This is a genomic window from Ectothiorhodospira sp. PHS-1 (assembly GCF_000225005.1).
Classification (GTDB): domain Bacteria; phylum Pseudomonadota; class Gammaproteobacteria; order Ectothiorhodospirales; family Ectothiorhodospiraceae; genus Ectothiorhodospira.
On record NZ_AGBG01000005.1, the window covers coordinates 20,565 to 42,066 of the forward strand.

General features: G+C 63.3%; 20 protein-coding genes. 16 read left to right on the forward strand and 4 right to left on the reverse strand.

All coding sequences use genetic code 11. From position 1 onward, the window contains the following. Nucleotides 1-43: 43 nt before the first annotated feature. The gene (mnmA, locus tag ECTPHS_RS03165; RefSeq protein ID WP_008931233.1) at nucleotides 44-1,174 is read right to left on the reverse strand and encodes a tRNA 2-thiouridine(34) synthase MnmA; all 1,131 of its coding nucleotides are present in this window, start codon (nucleotides 1,172-1,174) and stop codon (nucleotides 44-46) included. Beyond that, a complete protein-coding gene (locus ECTPHS_RS03170) occupies nucleotides 1,171-1,620 on the reverse strand; it encodes an NUDIX hydrolase (protein ID WP_008931234.1) in 450 nt (149 codons plus the stop codon). The genes mnmA and ECTPHS_RS03170 overlap by 4 nt, the downstream gene beginning before the upstream one ends. A 220-nt stretch (nucleotides 1,621-1,840) precedes the next feature. Between ECTPHS_RS03170 and icd the strand changes: the two genes are divergently transcribed. The 3 genes from icd to clpA are packed head-to-tail and all read left to right on the forward strand — an operon-like array spanning nucleotide 1,841 to nucleotide 5,736. Then, on the forward strand, nucleotides 1,841-3,097 hold the full coding sequence (icd, locus tag ECTPHS_RS03175; protein WP_008931235.1) for an NADP-dependent isocitrate dehydrogenase: 1,257 nt from the start codon (nucleotides 1,841-1,843) through the stop codon (nucleotides 3,095-3,097). A 40-nt stretch (nucleotides 3,098-3,137) separates the two neighbouring features. After that, nucleotides 3,138-3,458 (forward strand): ATP-dependent Clp protease adapter ClpS, encoded by a 321-nt coding sequence (clpS, locus tag ECTPHS_RS03180; protein WP_008931236.1) that lies wholly within the window; start codon nucleotides 3,138-3,140, stop codon nucleotides 3,456-3,458. A gap of 46 nt (nucleotides 3,459-3,504) precedes the next feature. After that, nucleotides 3,505-5,736, forward strand: a complete 2,232-nt coding sequence (gene clpA / locus ECTPHS_RS03185; protein ID WP_371200057.1) for an ATP-dependent Clp protease ATP-binding subunit ClpA — start codon at nucleotides 3,505-3,507, stop codon at nucleotides 5,734-5,736. A 112-nt stretch (nucleotides 5,737-5,848) separates the two neighbouring features. On the opposite strand, the gene infA is transcribed toward clpA, so the two are convergent. Next, complete coding sequence (gene infA / locus ECTPHS_RS03190; RefSeq protein WP_008931238.1) at nucleotides 5,849-6,067, reverse strand: translation initiation factor IF-1; 219 nt, start codon at nucleotides 6,065-6,067, stop codon at nucleotides 5,849-5,851. 170 nt (nucleotides 6,068-6,237) lie between these two features. On the opposite strand from infA, the gene fabD reads away from it, so the two are divergent. The 10 genes from fabD to ECTPHS_RS03240 all read left to right on the forward strand — a co-directional run bounded on the left by fabD (nucleotide 6,238) and on the right by ECTPHS_RS03240 (nucleotide 14,637). Next, complete coding sequence (gene fabD / locus ECTPHS_RS03195) at nucleotides 6,238-7,173, forward strand: ACP S-malonyltransferase (protein WP_008931239.1); 936 nt, start codon at nucleotides 6,238-6,240, stop codon at nucleotides 7,171-7,173. A 37-nt stretch (nucleotides 7,174-7,210) separates the two neighbouring features. Next, the gene (fabG, locus tag ECTPHS_RS03200; RefSeq protein WP_008931240.1) at nucleotides 7,211-7,954 is read left to right on the forward strand and encodes a 3-oxoacyl-ACP reductase FabG; all 744 of its coding nucleotides are present in this window, start codon (nucleotides 7,211-7,213) and stop codon (nucleotides 7,952-7,954) included. Between the two features lie 189 nt (nucleotides 7,955-8,143). Continuing rightward, nucleotides 8,144-8,386, forward strand: coding sequence for an acyl carrier protein (acpP, locus tag ECTPHS_RS03205; protein WP_008931241.1), 243 nt, complete (start codon nucleotides 8,144-8,146; stop codon nucleotides 8,384-8,386). A 133-nt stretch (nucleotides 8,387-8,519) separates the two neighbouring features. After that, complete coding sequence (gene fabF, locus ECTPHS_RS03210) at nucleotides 8,520-9,758, forward strand: beta-ketoacyl-ACP synthase II (protein WP_008931242.1); 1,239 nt, start codon at nucleotides 8,520-8,522, stop codon at nucleotides 9,756-9,758. Between the two features lie 103 nt (nucleotides 9,759-9,861). Then, the gene (gene pabC, locus ECTPHS_RS03215) at nucleotides 9,862-10,671 is read left to right on the forward strand and encodes an aminodeoxychorismate lyase (RefSeq protein WP_008931243.1); all 810 of its coding nucleotides are present in this window, start codon (nucleotides 9,862-9,864) and stop codon (nucleotides 10,669-10,671) included. Between the two features lie 93 nt (nucleotides 10,672-10,764). After that, a complete protein-coding gene (mltG, locus tag ECTPHS_RS03220) occupies nucleotides 10,765-11,775 on the forward strand; it encodes an endolytic transglycosylase MltG (protein ID WP_008931244.1) in 1,011 nt (336 codons plus the stop codon). A 20-nt stretch (nucleotides 11,776-11,795) separates the two neighbouring features. After that, nucleotides 11,796-12,464 carry a dTMP kinase gene (tmk, locus tag ECTPHS_RS03225; protein ID WP_040404984.1) on the forward strand — a complete coding sequence of 223 codons (669 nt, stop codon included), beginning with the start codon at nucleotides 11,796-11,798 and terminating at the stop codon, nucleotides 12,462-12,464. Then, nucleotides 12,461-13,456 (forward strand): DNA polymerase III subunit delta', encoded by a 996-nt coding sequence (gene holB / locus ECTPHS_RS03230; protein WP_008931246.1) that lies wholly within the window; start codon nucleotides 12,461-12,463, stop codon nucleotides 13,454-13,456. The genes tmk and holB overlap by 4 nt, the downstream gene beginning before the upstream one ends. Before the next feature lie 11 nt (nucleotides 13,457-13,467). Further along, the gene (locus ECTPHS_RS03235; protein ID WP_008931247.1) at nucleotides 13,468-13,809 is read left to right on the forward strand and encodes a PilZ domain-containing protein; all 342 of its coding nucleotides are present in this window, start codon (nucleotides 13,468-13,470) and stop codon (nucleotides 13,807-13,809) included. A gap of 51 nt (nucleotides 13,810-13,860) precedes the next feature. Continuing rightward, a complete protein-coding gene (locus ECTPHS_RS03240; protein WP_008931248.1) occupies nucleotides 13,861-14,637 on the forward strand; it encodes a TatD family hydrolase in 777 nt (258 codons plus the stop codon). 16 nt (nucleotides 14,638-14,653) lie between these two features. On the opposite strand, the gene ECTPHS_RS03245 is transcribed toward ECTPHS_RS03240, so the two are convergent. Continuing rightward, nucleotides 14,654-15,781 carry an aminotransferase class V-fold PLP-dependent enzyme gene (locus ECTPHS_RS03245; protein WP_008931249.1) on the reverse strand — a complete coding sequence of 376 codons (1,128 nt, stop codon included), beginning with the start codon at nucleotides 15,779-15,781 and terminating at the stop codon, nucleotides 14,654-14,656. A gap of 228 nt (nucleotides 15,782-16,009) precedes the next feature. Between ECTPHS_RS03245 and ECTPHS_RS03250 the strand changes: the two genes are divergently transcribed. The 3 genes from ECTPHS_RS03250 to ECTPHS_RS03260 all read left to right on the forward strand — a co-directional run bounded on the left by ECTPHS_RS03250 (nucleotide 16,010) and on the right by ECTPHS_RS03260 (nucleotide 21,447). Further along, complete coding sequence (locus ECTPHS_RS03250) at nucleotides 16,010-17,380, forward strand: KamA family radical SAM protein (RefSeq protein WP_008931250.1); 1,371 nt, start codon at nucleotides 16,010-16,012, stop codon at nucleotides 17,378-17,380. 131 nt (nucleotides 17,381-17,511) lie between these two features. Further along, a complete protein-coding gene (locus ECTPHS_RS03255; protein WP_040405010.1) occupies nucleotides 17,512-18,861 on the forward strand; it encodes an adenosylmethionine--8-amino-7-oxononanoate transaminase in 1,350 nt (449 codons plus the stop codon). Between the two features lie 273 nt (nucleotides 18,862-19,134). After that, nucleotides 19,135-21,447 carry an NADP-dependent malic enzyme gene (locus ECTPHS_RS03260; RefSeq protein ID WP_008931252.1) on the forward strand — a complete coding sequence of 771 codons (2,313 nt, stop codon included), beginning with the start codon at nucleotides 19,135-19,137 and terminating at the stop codon, nucleotides 21,445-21,447. Nucleotides 21,448-21,502 lie beyond the last annotated feature (55 nt).

Here is a 21,502-nt window from a genome sequence, read left to right on the forward strand (position 1 = left end):
GGTCGTTTTCCGTCTATAGGGCTTGGGTGGAGTCGGGGGCTAACTATAACCCGATTGGCGGTATCCGGGCGTCCGTGTCCTTGCGGGCGATGATGCCGCCTCCCAGGCACTCCGCCCCGTGGTAGAACACCACCGACTGCCCCGGTGCCACCGCCCGCTGCCGGTGTTGGAAGCGCACGTGAAGGGCGCCGGGTTCATCCGGCATCGGTTCCACCCGGCAATCCTGATGGGCCTGCCGGTAGCGGATCTTGGCCTGACAGTGCAGGGGCATTTCCGGGGCCTTGCCCGCGATCCAGTTCACCTCGGTGGCCACCAGGCCGCCGGCATGCAGGGCAGGGTGGTCATGGCCCTGGGCCACGATCAGGCGGTTGCGGGCCATGTCCTTGTCCACCACATACCAGGGGTTTTCCGCCGCGCCATGGACTCCGCCGATGCCCAGGCCCTGGCGTTGGCCGGGGGTGTAGTACATCAGTCCCTGATGTTCGCCCAGTGCCTGTCCGTCGGTGCTGACGATGGGGCCGGGTTGGGCCGGGAGGTAGCGCATGAGAAAGTCCCGGAAACGCCGTTCTCCGATGAAACAGATGCCGGTGCTGTCCTTCTTGGCGTGGTTCTCGAATCCTGCCCGGGCGGCAATCGCCCGGACCCGGGTCTTTTCCAGTTCGCCCAGGGGGAAGAGGGTGCGGGACAGGGCCGGCTGACCCAGGGCATGGAGGAAGTAGGACTGGTCCTTGCCGGCATCCAGCCCCTGCAGCAGTCGGAAGCGCCCGTCCAGTGCATCCACCCGGGCGTAATGACCCGTGGCGATGAGGTCGGCTCCCTTGTCCAGGGCATAGTCCAGGAAGGCGCGGAACTTGATTTCCCGGTTGCACAGGATGTCCGGGTTGGGGGTGCGGCCCAGGCGGTATTCCTGCAGGAAGTGGGCGAACACCCGGTCCCAGTATTCCTTGGTGAAGTTGACCTTGTGCAGGGGGATTTCCAGTTCGGCGCACACGGATTTGGCATCCGCCAGGTCGGTGGCGGCGGAACAGTAGCCGGGTTCGTCGTCGTCTTCCCAGTTCTTCATGAACAGGCCTTCCACCCGGTAGCCCTGTTCCATCAGCAGGAGGGCGGAAACGGAGGAGTCCACACCGCCGGACATGCCGACGATGACGCGTTTGGCACGGGGGAGATTCATGACGGCATGTCCACCAGCAGGTCGAGGGGATAACGTCGACCGGCCAGATAATCATCGATGCAGCGCAGCACCAGCGGGGTGCGCAGGCTGTCTGGATGGGCCGCCAGGTGTTCGCGGTCGATCCAGTGGGTGTCCAGGATGTCCGGATCCCGAACCTGACCGGGCACCGGCTCCGAGACGTCACCGGTGACGGCCACGCGGATGAACGTCAGCCCCGTGGGTGCATGTTTCCAGCGGTAGACGCCCACCAGGGCCTGGGGGGTAAGGCGGCAGCCGGTTTCCTCCAGGGTCTCCCGGACAGCGGCGGCGATCAGGTCCTCGTCTTCCTCCAGGTGTCCGGCGGGCTGATTGTAGACGCTGCGGCCCTGTTCCCGTTCTTCCACCAGCAGGAATCGGCCGTCCCGTTCGACGACGGCGGCGACGGTGACGCGTGGGGTCCATACCATGTTCAAGGGGTTCCTCGGTGATGATGATGCCAAACTCCGTCATCCCCGCGAATACGGGAATCCAGGCAGGGGGACTCTGACCGCAACAGTGTACATGATGGAGCCGGGTGGACGGGGCAGCCATCCGCCGGTCCGACTCCCGCTCTGTGGCACATCCCGAGGCCGTGTATAATCCCACCAAAATCCTTTACAACAACTTCAATACCACAAGGGAGTGCCCATGGCATACCAACATATCAAAGTCCCCGCAGAAGGCGTCAAGATCACCGCCAATGAAGACTTCTCCCTGAATGTCCCCAACCATCCGATCATCCCCTTCATCGAGGGCGACGGCATCGGCGTGGACATCACCCCGGTCATGCAACGGGTGGTGGACGCGGCGGTGGAAAAGGCCTACGGCGGTGAACGCAAGATTGCCTGGATGGAGGTCTTTGCAGGCGAGAAGGCCACCCGGGTCTACGGCGGCGACAACTGGCTGCCCCGGGAGACCATGGAGGCCGTGCGCGACTTCGTGGTGTCCATCAAGGGTCCCCTCACCACTCCCGTCGGCGGTGGCATCCGTTCCCTGAACGTGGCCCTGCGTCAGGAGATGGACCTGTACGTCTGCCAGCGTCCGGTACGCTACTATAACGGCACCCCCAGCCCCCTGAAGAACCCGGAGAAGACCGACATGGTGATCTTCCGGGAAAACTCCGAAGACATCTATGCCGGTATCGAATGGGCCGCGGGCAGCCCCGAGGCGAAAAAGATGGTGGATTTTCTGGTCAACACCATGGGTGTCACCAAGATCCGCTTCCCGGAAACCAGCGGTATCGGCGTCAAGCCCGTGTCCGAGGACGGCACCAAGCGTCTGGTCCGCAAGGCCATCCAGTATGCCATCGAGAACGACCGTAGCTCCGTGACCCTGGTGCACAAGGGCAACATCATGAAGTTCACCGAAGGGGCCTTCAAGAACTGGGGCTATGAGCTGGCGATGCAGGAGTTCGGTGCCACCGAGATCGACGGCGGCCCCTGGTGCCGTCTGACCAATCCCAGGAACGGCAAGGAAATCATCATCAAGGACGTCATCGCCGACAACTTCCTGCAGCAGATCCTGCTGCGCCCGGAAGACTACAGCGTGATCGCCACCATGAACCTCAACGGCGACTACATCTCAGACGCCCTGGCGGCCCAGGTGGGCGGCATCGGCATTGCCCCGGGGGCCAATCTGTCCGACACCGTGGCCATGTTCGAGGCCACCCACGGAACCGCGCCCAAGTATGCGGGTCTGGATAAGGTGAACCCCGGCTCCCTGGTCCTGTCCGCCGAGATGATGCTGCGTCATCTGGGCTGGGTGGAAGCCGCGGACCTCATCGTCAAGGGCCTCTCCGGCGCCATCAGCTCCGGCCGTGTGACCTACGACTTCGCCCGTGCCATCGACAGCGCCACCGAGCTTTCCTGCTCGGAGTTTGGCGAGAACATCGTGGCGCACATGTAATTTGCCGGGAACTGAATCGACCATTGATTGATCCGACATTATGGGAGACGAACACAAGCATCAATCCGACCACGGGCTGGTCGTCGAGCCGGCGAAACCCCGGCTCAAGCAGCCGCCTCAGTACAAGGTGGTACTGCTCAACGACGACTACACTCCAATGGAGTTCGTGGTGCAGGTCCTGGAGGTCTTCTTCGCGATGGATCGCGAGAAGGCCACCCGGGTCATGCTCCACGTGCACACTCGCGGCAAAGGGGTGTGCGGCATCTATACTCGGGATATCGCCGAAACCAAGGTGGCTCAGGTCAACGACTATTCACGGGAACACCAGCATCCATTGCTCTGCGCGATGGAAGAGGCCTAGCGGGTACGCGACCATGCTGAACAAAGAACTCGAGTTTTCACTGAACATGGCCTTCAAGGCCGCGCGCGAGAAACGTCACGAGTTCATGACGGTGGAGCATCTGTTGCTCGCCCTCACGGACAACCCGACCGCCGCCACGGTGCTGAGGGCCTGTGGGGTCAACATCGAATCCCTGCGCAAGGAGCTCGAGGAATTCGTGGATGCCAATACCCCCAGGCTGCCCATGAAGGATCCGCGGGATACCCAGCCCACATTGGGCTTTCAGCGGGTGCTGCAGCGGGCGGTGTTCCATGTGCAATCATCCGGCCGCAAGGAGGTCACCGGCGCCAATGTGCTGGTGGCCATTTTCGGCGAGCAGGAGTCCCACGCGGTCTACCTGCTCGGCCAGCATGATCTGGCCCGGCTGGACGTGGTGAACTACATCTCTCACGGGATTTCAAAGGTTCCGGACGAGCAGCAGGAGGACGAAAGTGCCTCCGGTGCCGCCGGCGAGGCCCAGGACGCGGACGAGGCCGCCCGCAAGAATCCCCTGGAGAGTTTCGCCACCAATCTCAACGAACAGGCGCGCAAGGGCAAGATCGATCCCTTGATCGGGCGCGCCCATGAACTGGAGCGCACGGTGCAGATCCTGTGCCGTCGCCGCAAGAACAATCCCCTGTACGTGGGGGAGGCGGGGGTGGGCAAGACCGCCATCGCCGAGGGTCTTGCCAAGAAGATCGTGGATGGCGAGGTCCCCGAGGTGCTGCAGGATGCGGTGATCTATTCCCTGGATCTTGGGGCCCTGGTGGCCGGCACCAAGTATCGGGGGGACTTTGAAAAGCGTCTCAAGGGGGTGTTGTCCCAGTTGCGACGGCAGAAGGGGGCGGTGCTCTTCATCGACGAGATCCATACCATCATCGGCGCCGGCGCCGCTTCCGGCGGGGTCATGGATGCTTCCAACCTGATCAAGCCCATGCTGGCCTCCGGGGAGCTCAAGTGCATCGGCTCCACCACCTATCAGGAATACCGGGGCATTTTCGAGAAGGACCGGGCCCTGGCCCGTCGATTCCAGAAGATCGACGTCAACGAACCCACGGTGGACGAGACCTACGAAATTCTCAAGGGGCTCAAGTCCCGCTTCGAGTCTCACCACGACGTGCGCTATACCACCAAGGCCCTGCGGGCGGCGGCGGAACTCTCCAGCCGCTACATCACCGACCGCCATCTGCCGGACAAGGCCATCGACGTGATTGACGAGGCGGGCGCCAACCGGCGCCTGCTGCCGGCCAGTCAGCGCAAGAAGACCATCTCGGTGCAGGATGTGGAGAACATCGTCGCCAAGATCGCCCGCATCCCGCCCAAGAGCGTGTCCGCCTCCGACATGGAGACCCTCAAGAACCTGGAACGCAACCTCAAGATGGTGGTGTTCGGCCAGGACGAGCCCATCCAGACCCTGGCGGCCGCCATCAAGATGGCCCGCTCGGGTCTGGGGGATCGGGACAAGCCCATCGGTTCCTTCCTGTTCGCCGGCCCCACCGGGGTGGGCAAGACGGAAGTCACCCGTCAGTTGTCCCAGATCCTGGGCATCGAGCTGGTCCGCTTTGACATGTCCGAGTACATGGAGCGGCATACGGTGTCCCGTCTGATCGGAGCGCCGCCCGGCTATGTGGGCTACGACGAAGGCGGCCTACTGACCGGGGCTATCCTCAAGCAACCCCATGCGGTGCTGCTGCTGGATGAGGTGGAGAAGGCCCATCCGGACGTGTTCAACCTGCTGCTGCAGGTGATGGACCATGGCACCCTGACGGATACCAACGGCCGCAAGGTGGATTTCCGCAACGTGATCCTGGTGATGACCAGCAACGTGGGCGCCGAGGTGTCCAGCCGGCCGTCCATGGGCTTCACCCAGCAGGATCATTCCAGCGATGCCATGGAAGTGCTCAAGCGTACCTTCACGCCGGAGTTCCGTAACCGTCTGGATGCCATCATCCAGTTCAAGCCGCTTGACCCGGTGACCATTGCCAGCGTGGTGGACAAGTTCCTGACCCAGCTTCAGGCCCAGCTGGACGAGAAGAAGGTGGCCCTGCTGGTGGACGACGAGGCCCGTGCCTGGCTGGCCGAACACGGTTACGATCCGAAGATGGGTGCCCGGCCCATGGGTCGGGTGATCCAGGACCGGATCAAGAAACCCCTGGCGGAGGAGATCCTGTTCGGCCGTCTGGCCGGGGGCGGCGAGGTCCATGTGTGCGTCAGGGACGCAGAACTGCGCCTGGATTTTGTCGAGGAAGCCGTGCACTGAGGCGCACCGATGATCCCGTTGTGTCCGGCGCAAAGGCGGCAACGGGAAAAGGGCCGCATTCCCCAAGGGAGTGCGGCCTTTCCTGCTTTTGAGGTCAGGAACCGGTCCGGTCTTACTTGTTGCGGTAGACGATCCGGCCCTTGGTCAGATCGTAGGGGGTCATCTGTACCGTGACCCGGTCGCCGCGCAGGATGCGGATGTAGTGCTTGCGCATCCGACCGGATATGTGAGCGGTGACCACGTGGCCATTGTCCAGTTCGACGCGAAACATGGTGTTGGGCAGGTTGTCCAGCACCGTGCCTTCCATCTCAATGTGATCTTCTTTCGGCATACGCCTGTATCGGGGTTTGAGCAGCGAAGGCGTAATTATCAACAACCGGGCGCATAAAACAAGCACCGGAAGGGGGATTCTTTGCCGAAATTTGCAGATGATTGCCCCAAGGTATCGGCTTTGCCTAAACTAGCCGCCCTAACCCTGACGCTTTCAAGGAATTTGCGCCAATGAAACTCGCATGTGTGTTTCCAGGCCAAGGCTCCCAGTCGCTGGGCATGCTCGCCGCCCTGGCGGAGGCCTTCCCCCAGGTCCGCGAGACCTTTCAGGAGGCTTCGGACGTCCTCGGACTGGACCTGTGGGCCCTGACCCAGGAAGGCCCGGCCGACGATCTGAACCGGACCGAGAATACCCAGCCGGCCATGCTGGCGGCCGGTGTGGCCGTGTGGCGGGCATGGACGGCACAGGGCGGCAGCGAGCCGGTGGTCATGGCGGGGCACAGCCTGGGTGAATACACCGCCCTGGTCTGCGCCGATGCCCTGGACTTCGACGCCGCCGTGCGTCTGGTGGCCGAGCGCGGGCGTCTGATGCAAAACGCGGTACCGGCGGGCGAGGGCGCCATGGCGGCGATCCTCGGTCTGGACGACGAGCAGGTCAGGACCGTCTGTCGCGAGGCGGCCGCCGCCGGGGTGGTGGAGGCCGTCAACTACAACGCCCCGGGGCAGGTGGTCATCGCCGGTGAGACGGCGGCCGTGGAGCGGGCCATCGCCCTGGCCGGAGAAGCCGGCGCCAAGCGCAGCGTGAAACTGCCGGTGAGCGTGCCTTCCCACTGCTCCCTGCTCAAGAGCGCGGCCAGCAACATGCACGTGCGTCTGGAATCCGTGCGCGTGGGCACCCCCGCCATCCGTGTGATCCACAATGTGGATGTGGCCTCCCATGCCGAGCCGGACGTGATCCGGGCGGCCCTGGCGGCCCAGATCCATCGACCGGTGCGCTGGGTGGAGACCGTGCAGGCCATGGCTGCGGACGGTGTCACCACCGTGCTGGAGTTGGGCCCCGGCAAGGTGCTCACCGGCCTGAACAAGCGTATTGACAAGTCACTGACCGTGGCCTGCGTGCAGGACCCGGACAGCCTGGCTCAGGCACTGGCCCTGGGTACATCCTGATCCGCCGCCAGTCCCCCCATCATAACGAGGACCCCGCATGACTCTTGAAGGTGAAATCGCGCTCGTCACCGGTGCCAGCCGCGGTATCGGCAAGGCCATCGCCCTGACCCTGGCCCGCCAAGGCGCCACCGTGGTGGGTACCGCCACCAGCGAGGGCGGTGCCCAGGCCATCTCCACCTACCTGGCCGAGGCCGGCGCCCGGGGACGGGGCATGATGCTGGACGTGACCCGGCCCGACGACGTGGATGCGGTGATCAAGGCCGTCGGTGACGAGTTCGGCGGGGTCACCATTCTGGTGAACAATGCCGGCATTACCCGTGACAATCTCCTCATGCGCATGAAGGACGAGGAGTGGGATGCCATCATCCAGACCAATCTCACGGCGGTGTACCGGGTGAGCAAGGCCGTGCTGCGCGGCATGATGAAGGCCCGCAAGGGGCGCATCATCAACGTCGGCTCGGTGGTGGGTTCTTCCGGTAACGCCGGCCAGACCAATTACGCCGCGGCCAAGGCCGGGCTGCTGGGTTTCACCCGCTCCCTGGCCCGCGAGGTCGGTTCCCGCGGTATCACGGTCAATACCGTGGCGCCGGGATTCATCGACACCGACATGACCAAGGACCTGCCCGAGGCCCAGCGCGAGGCCCTGTTGACCCAGATCCCGCTGGGTCGCCTGGGGGCGCCGGAAGAAATCGCCCAGGCGGTTGCCTTCCTGGCCTCTCCTGGTGCAGCCTACGTCACCGGGGAGACGTTGCACGTGAACGGCGGGATGTTCATGGGCTGAAGACACGGCTTCTTTCTCCCGAATGGCGGGGAGGGGAGCCTTGTTCTGTAAGGTGGATGGAAGAGAAGGGTCGATGCCGGGCGGGTTTTTCCGTCCCGTGTGCATCAGCACAGTGGATCGACCGAAGGGATTTCACTACAATAGCGGCCCAGCTTCGGCTGCTTTTCAAATCAAGGGGATAGGCTAACCATGAGCAACATTGAAGAACGCGTCAAGAAAATCGTCGTCGAACAACTCGGAGTGAAGGAAGAAGAGGTGACCAATGCCGCTTCCTTCGTCGACGACCTCGGCGCGGATTCTCTGGACACCGTCGAGCTGGTGATGGCCCTCGAAGAGGAATTCGAAACCGAAATTCCCGACGAGGAAGCCGAGAAGATCACCACCGTTCAGCAGGCTATCGACTACATCAACGAGCACCTGCCGAACGCCTGATCCCTGGTTCAAGAGGATCATGCTCAACACCCGCGACCGCGACCAGTCCCCTGATCACGGTCGCGGGTGCCTCACACAGGTTAGAGTCGAACTTTAAGGTTTCACGCCCGAGCGTGGAAAAGGGGCAGTAGCATTGTCTAAACGGCGCGTAGTCATCACCGGTCTTGGCATCGTCTCGCCGGTCGGGTCCACCATCAAAACCGCATGGGACAATGTCACTGCGGGTCGTAGCGGCATCACTCCCATTGATGTCTTTGACGCTTCCCAGATGCCCGTGCGCATCTCCGGTGCCGTCCGGGACTTCAACGCGGACGATTACATCTCGCCCAAGGAACAGCGCAAGATGGACACCTTCGTCCACTACGGCATGGCCGCCGGCATTCAGGCCATCCGTGACGCCGGCCTGGAAGTCACCGAGGACAATGCCGAGCGCATCGGCGTGGCCATCGGTTCCGGCATCGGCGGTCTGCCCTACATCGAGAAGAGCTACGATGCCTTCCTCAAGGGCGGTGCCCGCAAGATCTCTCCCTTTTTCGTGCCCAGCGCCATCATCAACATGGTGGCGGGGAATCTCTCCATCATGTACGGCCTCAAGGGCCCCAACATCTCCATCGTGTCCGCTTGTGCCACCGGTACCCACAACATCGGTGACGCGGCACGCATGATCAAGTACGGCGAAGTGGACGTCATGGTCGCCGGTGGCGCCGAAATGGCCACCACCCCCCTGGGCATCGGCGGCTTTGCGGCAGCCCGCGCCCTGTCCACCCGCAATGATGATCCGGAACGGGCCAGCCGCCCCTGGGACAAGGATCGCGACGGCTTCGTCCTGGGCGACGGTGCCGGCGTCCTGGTACTGGAAGAGTACGAGCACGCCAAGGCGCGCGGCGCCCGTATCTATTGCGAGCTGTCCGGCTTCGGCTGGAACTCCGATGCCTTCCACATGACCCAGCCTTCCACCGGCGGTGAAGGCGCGGCCGCCTGCATGCTGCAGGCGCTCAAGGATGCGGGCCTCAATCCGGATCAGGTGGACTATATCAATGCCCACGGCACCTCCACCCCGGCTGGCGACAAGGCCGAGACCATGGCCGTCAAGCGCGCCCTGGGGGATCACGCCTACAAGGTGGCGGTGAGTTCCACCAAGTCCATGACCGGTCATCTCCTGGGTGCCGCCGGTGGCATTGAAGCGGTGTTTTCCGCCCTGGCCCTGGCCGAAGGGGTGCTGCCGCCCACCATCAACCTGGACAACCCGGAACCCGAGTGCGACCTGGACTACGTGCCGAATACGGCCCGCGAGTTCAAGGGCAGCGTGGCCATGTCCAACTCCTTCGGGTTTGGTGGGACCAACGGGACCCTGGTGTTCAGCAAGATCTGAGCCCCTCAGTCCCAGGACTGCCGGAAGGCCGCCGGGTGCGTGATTGCCCGGCGGCCTTCTGCGTTTCCGGCGCCAGTGGCGCCGTCGGAATCGGGGATCCGAGATGATGCTCGTCAATGGCCGATCGGCCTCCGTGTTGCCGCTCAATGACCGGGGCCTGCAGTACGGTGACGGTCTGTTCGAGACCCTGCGCATCCGGCAGGGCCATCCGTCCCACTGGCAGCGCCATCTTGAGCGCCTGCGGGAGGGGTGCCGTCGGCTGGGGTTTGCCGCGCCGGATGCCGCCGTGCTGGAAACGGAGGCGGGGCGTATCGCGGCCAGCCACCCCGAGGGGGTGCTCAAGCTGATGGTCACCCGCGGTCCCGGTCCTCGGGGATACCGTCCCCCCGCGTCTCCTTCCCCGACCCGCATCCTGGTGGGGAGCCCGCTCCCGGACATGCCTTCCGCCTGGCGTCGGGACGGCGTGCGGGCCAGGATCTGCCGGATGCGCCTGTCCTCCAATCCGGCCCTGGCCGGGATCAAGCATCTCAACCGTCTGGAACAGGTGCTGGCCCGCTCGGAATGGGAAGATGAGTATCAGGAAGGCCTGATGCTGGACGGAGAAGGGCGGGTGGTCGAGGGTACCATGAGCAATCTTTTCCTGGTCCGCGACGGCATGTTGCTGACGCCGTCGCTGGATCAGTGCGGTGTGGCCGGCATCACCCGGTCACGGATCATGGACATCGCCGCCGGGATGGGGATTACCTGCGGCCAGACCGGGCTCTACCCGGATGATCTGTTCCGGGCGGAGGGCCTGTTCCTCTGCAACACCCTGATCGGAATCTGGCCGGTGCGCTGCCTGGAAGGGCAAACCCTGCCGGTGCCGGACCTGGTAAGACGGCTCCAGCAGCAGTTGGACACACAGGATCCATGACGCGGGCAGACAATCAGGGCTTGCCCATGGGATGCCGGGGAACGACAATCCTGTTCTGACCCTGGAACACATGAGCCACTGCCGATTCCCGTGATGCGACGTCTTCTGCTTGTTGTCCTTCTGCTCCCGCTGATCATCGCCGGCTGGCTGGCATGGGACTATCATCGTTTCCTGCAGACGCCGGTCAATCTTGCCGACGCCACTGAGTTTCAGGTGCCCGCCGGGGCATCCCTGCGCCGGGTGGGGCAGGAACTGGCGGCGGCCGGGATCATCAGCAAGCCCCATTACTGGGAGATCCATGGGCGATTGTCGGAACAGGATCAGGGCATCCGGGCCGGGGAATACCTGATTCACCCCGGACTGACACCGGAGGACCTGCTGGCCCTGTTTATCCGTGGCCGCACCATCCAGTACAGCCTCACCATCCCGGAAGGCTGGACCTTCCTGCAGATGATGCGGGCCATCTCCGCCCACGAGAAAATCAGGAACACCCTGGCAGAGGATGAGTACATGAATGTGATGGCTCATCTGGGCCGTCCGGGTGAGCATCCGGAGGGCTGGTTCTTTCCGGATACCTATCTCTTTCCTCGGTACACCACGGACATGGACATCCTGCGCATTGCCCATCAGCGCATGCGCCAGGAACTGGCCCGGGCCTGGGAAAACCGCGCCGAGGACCTGCCCCTGAAGGACGAGTACGAGGCACTGATCATGGCCTCGATCGTGGAGAAGGAGACCGGGCGGGCCGATGAGCGTACCCTGGTCTCCGCCGTGTTCAACGAGCGCCTGCGCCGGGGCATGCGTCTGCAGACCGACCCCACCGTGATCTACGGCATCGAAAACTTCGATGGCCGCATCCGGCGACGGGATCTGCGGGCCGACAACCCTTACAATACGTACACCCGCGACGGCCTGCCACCCACGCCCATCGCACTGCCTGGCGCCGCCGCCCTGCATGCGGCGGTGAATCCGGCGGAATCCCGGGCCCTGTTCTTCGTGTCCCGGGGGGATGGCAGTCATCATTTCTCCACGACCTACCAGGAGCACCGGCGGGCCGTGATCCAGTACCAGCTCGGCGGCGATGCCAGCCGTTACGGGCGCTGACGAACAGGAATACCCACGTTTTGACCAGTCCATCTGCCGCTGCCGAAAGGCGAGGGCGCTTCATCTGCCTTGAAGGGATCGAGGGGGTGGGCAAATCCACCCACCTGAGTGCCGTGGTGGCCCATCTGCAGGCGCGGGGGATTACCGCCGTGAGCACTCGAGAACCCGGCGGCACCCCACTGGGAGAGGCCATCCGCGGCCTGCTGCTTTCCCGCGACTTTCCGCCCATGCACGGGGATACGGAACTGCTGCTCATGTTTGCCGCCCGAGCCGAGCATCTGCGTCACTTTATTCTGCCGGCGCTGGATGCGGGCACCTGGGTGGTCAGTGACCGTTTCACCGACGCCACCTATGCTTATCAGGGTGGTGGGCGGGGGATCCCGGTGGAGCGCATTGCCGCCCTGGAGGATTGGGTACAGGGGGCCGTCCGGCCGGATCTGACCATCCTGCTGGATGCGGATGTCGCCACCGGCCTGGCGCGGGCCGGCAAGCGGGGGGAAGCGGACCGGTTCGAACAGGAAGCCGTCGATTTTTTCGAGCGGGTGAGGGCGGTCTATCACGAGCGCGTCAATCGGTCACCGACGCGCTATGCCGTGGTGGATGCCGGGGGAGATCTGGCCCGGGTACGGGCCGATCTGCTGGCCCGGATCGATGACCTGCTGGCCCACCCGGTATCCGGGACCCCATGAGCGGCGCCCCCTTTCCCTGGTTGGAGGAAGCGTGGTGTGCGCTGCTGGAACGGCGGCGTTCGGGACGCCTGCCCCACGGTTGGCTGTTCACGGGGCCCGCGGGGACCGGCAAGCTGGCCCTGGCCCGGGCCTTCTGCCAGGCCATCCAGTGTGAGTCGCCCCTGGCCCGGGGGGCGGCCTGCGGCCATTGTCATGGCTGCCGCATGTGGCAGGCCGGTGCGCATCCCGATCTGACGGACGTGACCATCCCGGAGGACAAGACCCGCATCCTGGTGGACCAGATCCGGGCACTGGGAGATTTCATGTCCCTGAGCCGCAGTCATGGCCCCTGTCGCATGGCCATCCTGTGGCCCGCCGACGCCATGACCGAGAACGCCGCCAACAGCCTGCTCAAGACCCTGGAAGAGCCGCCGGGTGACGCCATCCTGATCCTGGTCAGTGCCCATCCGTTCCATCTTCCGGCCACGGTGCGCAGCCGCTGTCAGCAGATCAAGCTGGCCCTGCCTTCACGCCCCGAGGCCCGACGCTGGCTGGCCGGGGCCATGCCCGACATACCCGAGGGGGATCTGGATGCCCTGCTGGCACTGGGGCACGGGTCGCCGCTGCGCGCCCGGGCATTGGCGGAGCAGGAGGCACTGCCCCAGTGGCGTGCCCAACTGGATGCCCTGCTGGGCCTGCTGCAGGGGCGCAAGGGGGTGGTGGAACTGTCCGAGCAATGGCACAAGGCGCCCCTGGACGTGCTGGTGGATCGATTGCAGATCCTCATGGCCGACGGGATTTGCCGGCACATGACCGGCGCGGACGGTGACCGTTCATCCGGCGTGGCGACCCCGAAAGCCCTGGAGATCCTGACGGAACGACTGGATCCGGCGGCCTGTTTCCATTTCCAGGGGCGATTGTGCGAATGGCGCCGTCTCGCCGACACACCCATCAACCCGCAGGTGTTGCTGGAGGATATACTGGTGACCCTGCGTGATCTGGCACAGACCTGAAGGAGGGGACCATGGCACCGGGACAGGGCATACTTTCCCTGGCGATCAAGGACAAGCATTCCCTTTACGCCGCCTATATGCCGTATGTGAAGAATGGCGGCCTGTTCATTCCCACCCAGAAACTCTACAAGCTGGGCGACGAAGTCTTCATGCTCCTGACCCTGATGGAAGAGCGGGAGCGTATTCCGGTGGCGGGGCGGGTCATCTGGGTGACCCCCCCCAGGGCCCAGGGCAACCGCACACCGGGAATCGGCGTGCAGTTCAACGCCCAGGACAAGGGCGCCGCCCGCAACAAGATCGAAGGTCTGCTGGGTGGGGCCCTGCAGTCCGACCGACTGACCAACACCATGTAAGCCTCTTTAGGCAAGTCCTTTTTCTTTCCGATTTGCAACCATCGACTCTTTATGCTGATTGACTCCCATTGCCATCTGGATCGTATCGACCTGAGCGGGTTCGACGGCGACATGGACCGACTCATGGCCGCGGCCACGGAAGCCGGTGTCGAACACATGCTGTGCGTGTGCATCGACATGAACAATTTTCAGGCCGTCAGGGATCTGGCCGGGCGCTATGCCCAGGTCTCCTGTTCCGTGGGGGTGCATCCCAGTGCACGGGAAGGCCTCGAACCCGACGAGGAGGCACTGGCGGCCATGGCCGCCGATCCGGAGGTGGTGGCCATCGGTGAAACCGGGCTGGATTACCACTACAACGAAGGGGACCTGACCTGGCAGCGGGAGCGGTTCCGGGTCCATGTGCGGGCCGCGAGGGCGGTGGGCAAGCCGCTGATCATTCATACCCGGGACGCCCGTGCGGATACCCTGGCAATCCTGAGAGAGGAGGGCGCCCGGGATGTGGGCGGAGTCCTGCACTGTTTCACCGAGGACTGGGACACGGCCAGAGCCGGTCTGGATCTGGGGTTTCACGTCTCCTTTTCCGGGATCGTCACCTTCCGCAATGCGGATGCCCTCAGAGAGGTGGCACGGCGGGTGCCGGCGGACCGGCTGTTGATAGAGACGGATGCCCCCTATCTGGCTCCGGCCCCGTTCCGGGGCAAGATGAACCATCCGGCACTGGTTCGGCATGTGGCCGAATGCGTGGCCGGGGTCCGGGGCGAGAGTCTGGAAACCCTGGCCGCCGTGACCGCGCAGAACTATCGGCGCCTGTTCAATCCCTGCACGTAGCCGTCACCGCGGGCCGTCATCCCGCCTCGGCGAAGGCCGCGGCCATCTCCACCGCCCGTTCCAGGTCACCGGTCCGGGTATGGAAATGGGGCGAGAACCGGATACCGCCGCCCCGCGGGGCACACAGAACCCCGGCATCCATCAACCGGCGATGACTGAGTGCCACGTCCATGTCCCGGCGCCCGAAGGTGACGATGCCCGAACGCCGCTCCGGCGCCTGGGGTGAATGGATTTCGAACTTGGCGGATCTGAGCAGATCCACCAGGTATTCGACGTTTCTGGACAAGGCATCGGCAATGAAGGCCATGCCCAGTTCCTCGAACAGGGAGAGACTGGCGTCCAGGGCATGGATCCCCAGCATGTTGGGGCTGCCGCATTCGAAACGGCGGGCCGAATCGGCGGGATGCCAGTCCATCCGGTCATAATCACCGCAGTGCTCCACCATGTGCCAGCCGTACTGGTTCAGGCTCAAGGCATCGCGGGCCTCGGGGCCGGCGTAGAACACCGCAATCCCCTCGGGTCCGAGCAGCCATTTGTGGGCATCGGCGGCAAGAAAGTCCACCTGGGCGGCCTGCACGTCCAGGGGCAGGGCGCCCAGTTGCTGGATGGCGTCCACGCAGAACCAGATCCCCCGATGCCGACAGGCCGCGCCCAGGCGATCCAGATCCAGTCTCAGGCCCCGGGCATATTGCACGGCGCTCACGCTCAGCAGACGGGTGCGCCGGTTCGTGGCGCCCAGCAGCGCCGCCTCCGGATCCGCCACCGACACATCCACCAGACGAACCTCCACGCCGAAGCGGGACTCCAAAGCCTGCCAGACGATCCGGTTGGACGGAAACTCCTGCAAGGGACAGACCACGTTATCCCCGCGACGCCAAGGCAGCCCGAAAGCCACCACGGAGAGCCCTTCCGAGGTGTTCTTGAGCAGGGCGATGTCTTCTGTCTCCGAGGCGTTGATCAGCCGCTGTAGCCGTTCGCGCAGCCGTTTTTCCACCGCCAGCCAGCGCGGGTAGTGCAGGGACCCATGCAGGGTGTTTTCCTGGGCGAAGGCGGCCACCGCCTGGGCCGTGCGGACCGGCCACGGGCCGACGGCGGCGTGATTGAGATGAATCAGGTCGGGAGAGAGGGGGAATTCAGGATGCATGATTCTCCTTGCCGAGTCAGGGATGGGTTTGCAATGAGCGTGCCTGATTTGTTAGGGTTGTTCTTCTTTGTCCCTTGGCCATCTTGGCCACAACCATCTTGTGACCGCCGAATATATAGTGCGCGGTCGTTTTCGGAGATCAGGGCTGGCACGCCTGCGGCGCCCGTTCTTCCCACTGGATCCAGATTAATTTTCCGTCTGATCTGATCACAGAGTATCGGAGGCGTCATGAGTTCTGTCCTTAATTTTTACCGACACGAAGCACTGCAAGAGATCAAGGCCCGTCCGTTCAAGGTCTATACCGAGCGGACCCTGGAGCAGATCCCCGCGGTAGCCCGGCTATCCGAAGCCCAGCGTTTCGAGATGAAGGTGGTGGCCAGCGTGCTGCCGTTCCGGGTCAATGAATACATCATAGATGAATTGATCGACTGGGATCAGGTACCCGATGACCCGATCTACCAGCTGACCTTCCCTCAGCGCGAGATGTTGGAGCCGGCGGCCTATGAACGCATGGCCGAATTGCACCGTCGCGGCGCAGAGCGGGCGGAGATTGCTGCCTTGGCGCAGACGCTGCGTCAGGACCTCAATCCCCACCCGGCAGGGCAGATGGAGATGAACCGCCCCATGCTGGATGGCCGTCCCCTGGAAGGGTTGCAGCACAAGTACAAGGAAACGGTGCTGTTCTTCCCCACCCAGGGTCAGACCTGTCATGCGTACTGTACCTTCTGCTTCCGCTGGGCGCAGTTCGTGGGTGATAAGGAACTGCGTATCGCCTCCAGTCAGAGTGATGACCTGCTGGGCTACCTGCGTGCCCATCCGGAAGTGACGGACCTGCTGGTCACCGGCGGTGATCCCATGGTCATGAAGACCAAGTATCTGGCCCAGTATCTTGAGCCCCTGATGGCGCCGGAATTCGATCATGTCCAGACCATCCGCATCGGTACCAAGGCACTGACCTTCTGGCCCCATCGTTTCGTGAGCGATGCCGATGCCGATGAATTGCTGATGTTGCTGGAACGATTGGTGAAGGCGGGCAAGCACGTGGCCCTGATGGCCCATTACAACCACTGGCGGGAGATGGAAACCCCGGTGGCCCGGGAGGCCATCCGCCGACTGCGTGCCACCGGTGCCGAAATCCGCAGTCAAGGGCCGTTGCTGGCCCATATCAATGACGATGCCGAAGTCTGGGCTCGCATGTGGCGCAACCAGGTACGCCTGGGAATCGTGCCTTACTACATGTTCGGTGAACGGGATACCGGCGCCCGCTGTTATTTCGAGGTCCCGCTGGCCCGGGCCTGGGAGATCTACCGCGATGCCATGTCCCAGGTATCCGGCCTGGCCCGCACCGCCCGCGGTCCTTCCATGAGTGCCGGTCCCGGCAAGGTGGAGATCCAGGGCGTGACCGAGATCCAGGGGGAGAAGGTGTTCGTGCTGCGCTTCATCCAGGGTCGTAATCCGGACTGGGTGCAGCGTCCGTTCTTTGCCCGGTATGATGAAAAGGCCACCTGGCTGAACCACCTGAAGCCGGCCTTCGGGGAGGAGAAGTTCTTCTTCGAGGATGAGTACAATGCCATGAAGGCGAGGGCGGTGACCCGGTAGTTCGGAATTTCAGGTTGTCGAGTCACGAGAATCGGCGGGCCGGTTCCCATGTCTTTCAGGCTGGTTCGGGTATTTCCCGGATCAGCCTTTTTTTTGCAAGGTTCCTTGTATCTTGAAGGGAGAGCAAAATGATGAACAATCACGACCTGACCCGCAGGGACCTGGCCGTTGTCTGGCATCCCTGTACCCAGATGAAGGATCACGAACATCTGCCCATGACGCCAATCCGGCGAGGGGAGGGGGTGTGGCTGGAGGATTTCGACGGCAACCGCTATCTGGATGCCATCAGCTCTTGGTGGGTGAACCTGTTCGGTCACGCCAACCCCTATATTAATGCCGCCATCCGCCGGCAGCTGGATGACCTGGAACACGTGATCCTGGCCGGTTTCACCCATGAACCGGTGGTCCGCTTGTCCGAGCGTCTGGTGGCGATCACGCCGCCGGGCCTGAGCCGGTGCTTCTACGCCGACAACGGGTCCGCCGCCGTCGAAGTCGCCCTGAAGATGAGCTTTCATTACTGGCTCAACCGGGGCCAAAAGGACAAGACCCGGTTCATCTGTCTTTCCAACAGCTATCACGGAGAAACCCTGGGGGCGCTGGCGGTGGGTGACGTGCCTCTGTACAAGTCCACCTATGGGCCGTTGCTGATGGAGGTCATGACCGTGCCCGGTCCGGACTGTTTCGAGCGTGAACCGGGCGAAGATTGTGAACAGGTGGCCGAGCGCATGTTCGAGGCCATGGAGGCGACGCTGGCAAGGCACGCCCACGAAACCTGTGCGGTGATCGTCGAGCCCCTGGTGCAATGCGCCGGCGGCATGCGCATGTATCACCCCCGGTATCTGCAATGGTTGCGTGAGTCCTGTGACCGTTACGGTGTGCATCTGATCGCCGACGAGATCGCGGTGGGGTTCGGCCGGACCGGGACCCTGTTTGCCTGTGAACAGGCGGGTATCTCGCCGGATTTCATGTGTCTGTCCAAGGGGCTGACCGGGGGCTATCTGCCGCTGTCCGTGGTGCTGACCCATGATCAGGTCTATGACGCCTTTTATGATGAGTACACGCGCCTGACCGCATTTCTGCATTCCCATTCCTATACCGCCAATCCGCTGGCCTGCACGGCGGCTTTGGCCACCCTGGACCTGTTCGAACGGGATGACGTGATCGGGCGAAATCGACGGCTGGCCGCGGTGATGGCCGAATCCCTGGCGCCGTTGAAGGATCATCCCCACGTGGCGGATGTGCGTCAGCACGGGATGATCGCGGCGGTGGAGATGGTGAGAAACAAGAGCACCCGCGAACCGTATCCCTGGCAGGAGCGCCGTGGTCTGGCGATCTACCGGCATGGCCTCAAGCGCGGCGCGCTGCTCAGACCGCTGGGCAACGTGAGTTACCTGATGCCGCCGTACGTGATCACCGAGGAGCAGATCCGGTTCCTGGCGCAGGTGATGATGGAAGGCATCGACCTGGCGTGCCGGGATTGACGCGTGGTGATGGCCCCGACGCGAACTTTTGTTCGTCTGTTCGTCTGTTCGTCTGACGGCACCTCTGAATTCGCATAATGTATATTATGTTAAATAATGTTCCAACCAAGGAGTACATCGGCTCCCAAACAAGAACGGGTTTCTGGCCTGGACGGCTGGCTGGCCACATCGATCCGTTGCAAAGCTGCAGTATCGACTCCCACAGACACTTTAAAAGTCGGATAATAGTCCGCTTCCCGATTTCAAGACCCGCACCGGAGATCCATCGCCCCCATGGATAAAAGCTCGCTGGACCAAGCCGCACTGGACTACCACTATTTCCCCACCCCCGGAAAGATCTCGGTCGTGCCCACCAAGGGCCTGACCAACCAGCGCGATCTCGCTCTGGCCTATTCTCCCGGTGTGGCGGCCGCTTCACGGCTGATCGCCAAAGATCCGGGTCAGGTGGGACGCCTGACCGCACGGGCCAATCTGGTGGGCGTGGTGACCAACGGCACGGCCGTGCTGGGGCTGGGCGCCGTCGGTCCCCTGGCAGCCAAGCCGGTAATGGAAGGTAAAGGTGTGTTGTTCAAGAAGTTCGCCAATATCGACGTCTTCGACATCGAATTGGACGAGCTGGACCCGGACAAGCTGGTGGACATCATCGCCGCCATGGAGCCCACCTTCGGCGGCATCAATCTGGAAGACATCAAGGCCCCGGAATGCTTCTACATCGAGCGCAAACTGCGGGAGCGGATGAAAATCCCCGTCTTTCACGATGACCAGCATGGTACTGCCATCGTGGTGGCTGCCACTGTGCTTAATGCCATGCAGCTCACCCGCAAGGAACTGAGCAGCATCAAGCTGGTCACCTCCGGCGCTGGTGCCGCCGCCCTCGCCTGCCTGGATCTGCTGGTCACCATGGGTATGCCGGAGGATAACATCTGGGTGACGGACATTCACGGCGTCGTCTACAAGGGACGCCCCGAAGAGATGGACAGTTTCAAGGAACGCTATGCCAAGGACACCGAGGCCAGGACTCTGGGCGAGATCATCGACGGTGCCGACGTCTTTCTGGGGCTTTCCGCCGGTGGCGTGCTCAAACAGGACATGGTGGCCCGCATGGCCCCCAATCCGCTGATCCTGGCGCTGGCGAATCCGGACCCGGAGATCCTGCCCGAGGAAGTCATGGAGGTACGGGATGACGCCATGATGGCCACCGGACGATCCGACTATCCGAACCAGGTCAATAACGTCTTGTGCTTCCCCTTCATCTTCCGGGGTGCCCTGGATGTGGGCGCGACCACCATCACCAAGGAAATGCAGATTGCCGCGGTCAGGGCCCTGGCGGAACTGGCCCGGGCGGAGCCTTCCGACGTGGTGGCCAAGGCCTATGGGGATGAAGGGCTGCGGTTTGGACCGTCCTATCTGATCCCCAAACCCTTTGATCCACGACTGATCGTCAAGATCGCCCCCATGGTGGCCAAGGCCGCGATGGATTCCGGGGTGGCCACCGCCCCCATCGAGGAGCTGTGGACCTATCGGGATCATTTGAACAACTTCGTCTACCAGTCCGGGTTTGTGATGAAACCGGTATTTGCCGCCGCCAAGGCGGCCCCACGGCGGGTCATCTACGCCGAAGGCGAAGATGAACGGGTGCTGCGTGCCGTGCAGACGGTGCTGGAAGAAGGCCTGGCCCAGCCCATCGTGGTGGGTCGGCCCGAAGTGATAGAGTCCCGCATCGAGCGCATCGGCCTGAACCTGCGCCCAGGCGAGGATTTCGAGCTGGTGAATCCGGCTTCCGACGCCCGCTTCCGTACCCTGTGGAGTGAATATCACCAGATCATGGGCCGCAAAGGCATCACGCCGGAGATCGCCAAGTACCGCGTGCGCAGCAACAACACCCTGATCAGCGCCATGCTGCTGCGCACGGGAGATGCCGATGCCATGGTCTGCGGCATGGTGGGCCAGCACGCCTATCACCTGAAATTCATCGAAGATGTGATCGGCCTGGCCCCCGGGGTGCGGACCTTCGCCACCATGAACCTGCTGATGCTGCCTCACCGCACCCTCTTCCTGTGCGACACCTATGTCAATGAAAATCCGGACGCGGAAACCATTGCCGAGATCACTTTGATGGCGGCGGAGGAAGTGCGCAACTTCGGTCTGACTCCCAAGGTGGCCCTGGTTTCCCATTCCAATTTCGGCAGTGTGCCCTCCGAAGGGGCGCGCAAGATGAGTCGCGCCCGGGCCCTGCTGGAACAAATGGACCCGAATCTGGAAGTGGACGGGGAAATGCACGCCGATGCCGCCCTCAAGGAAGAGATCCGTGATCAGCTCATCCAGGGGTGCCGCCTCAAGGGCGAGGCCAATCTGCTGGTGATGCCCAACATCGATGCCGCCAACATCTCGTTCAACCTGCTCAAGGCGGCCAGCGGTGAAGGCATCAGCGTGGGGCCGATCCTGCTGGGCTCCGCCAGGCCCGTGCACATCCTCAATGAAACCGCGTCCGTGCGTCGCCTGGTCAACATGACGGCGCTGGCGGTGGTGGATGCCAATCAGGCGGACAGCCGCCAAGCACAGCAGCGGGATCCCATGCAGCGCTGACCCCGCCCTACCCTGCTCTTTCCGTTCCAGCACCCTGATTTTACGGGCGCTGGAA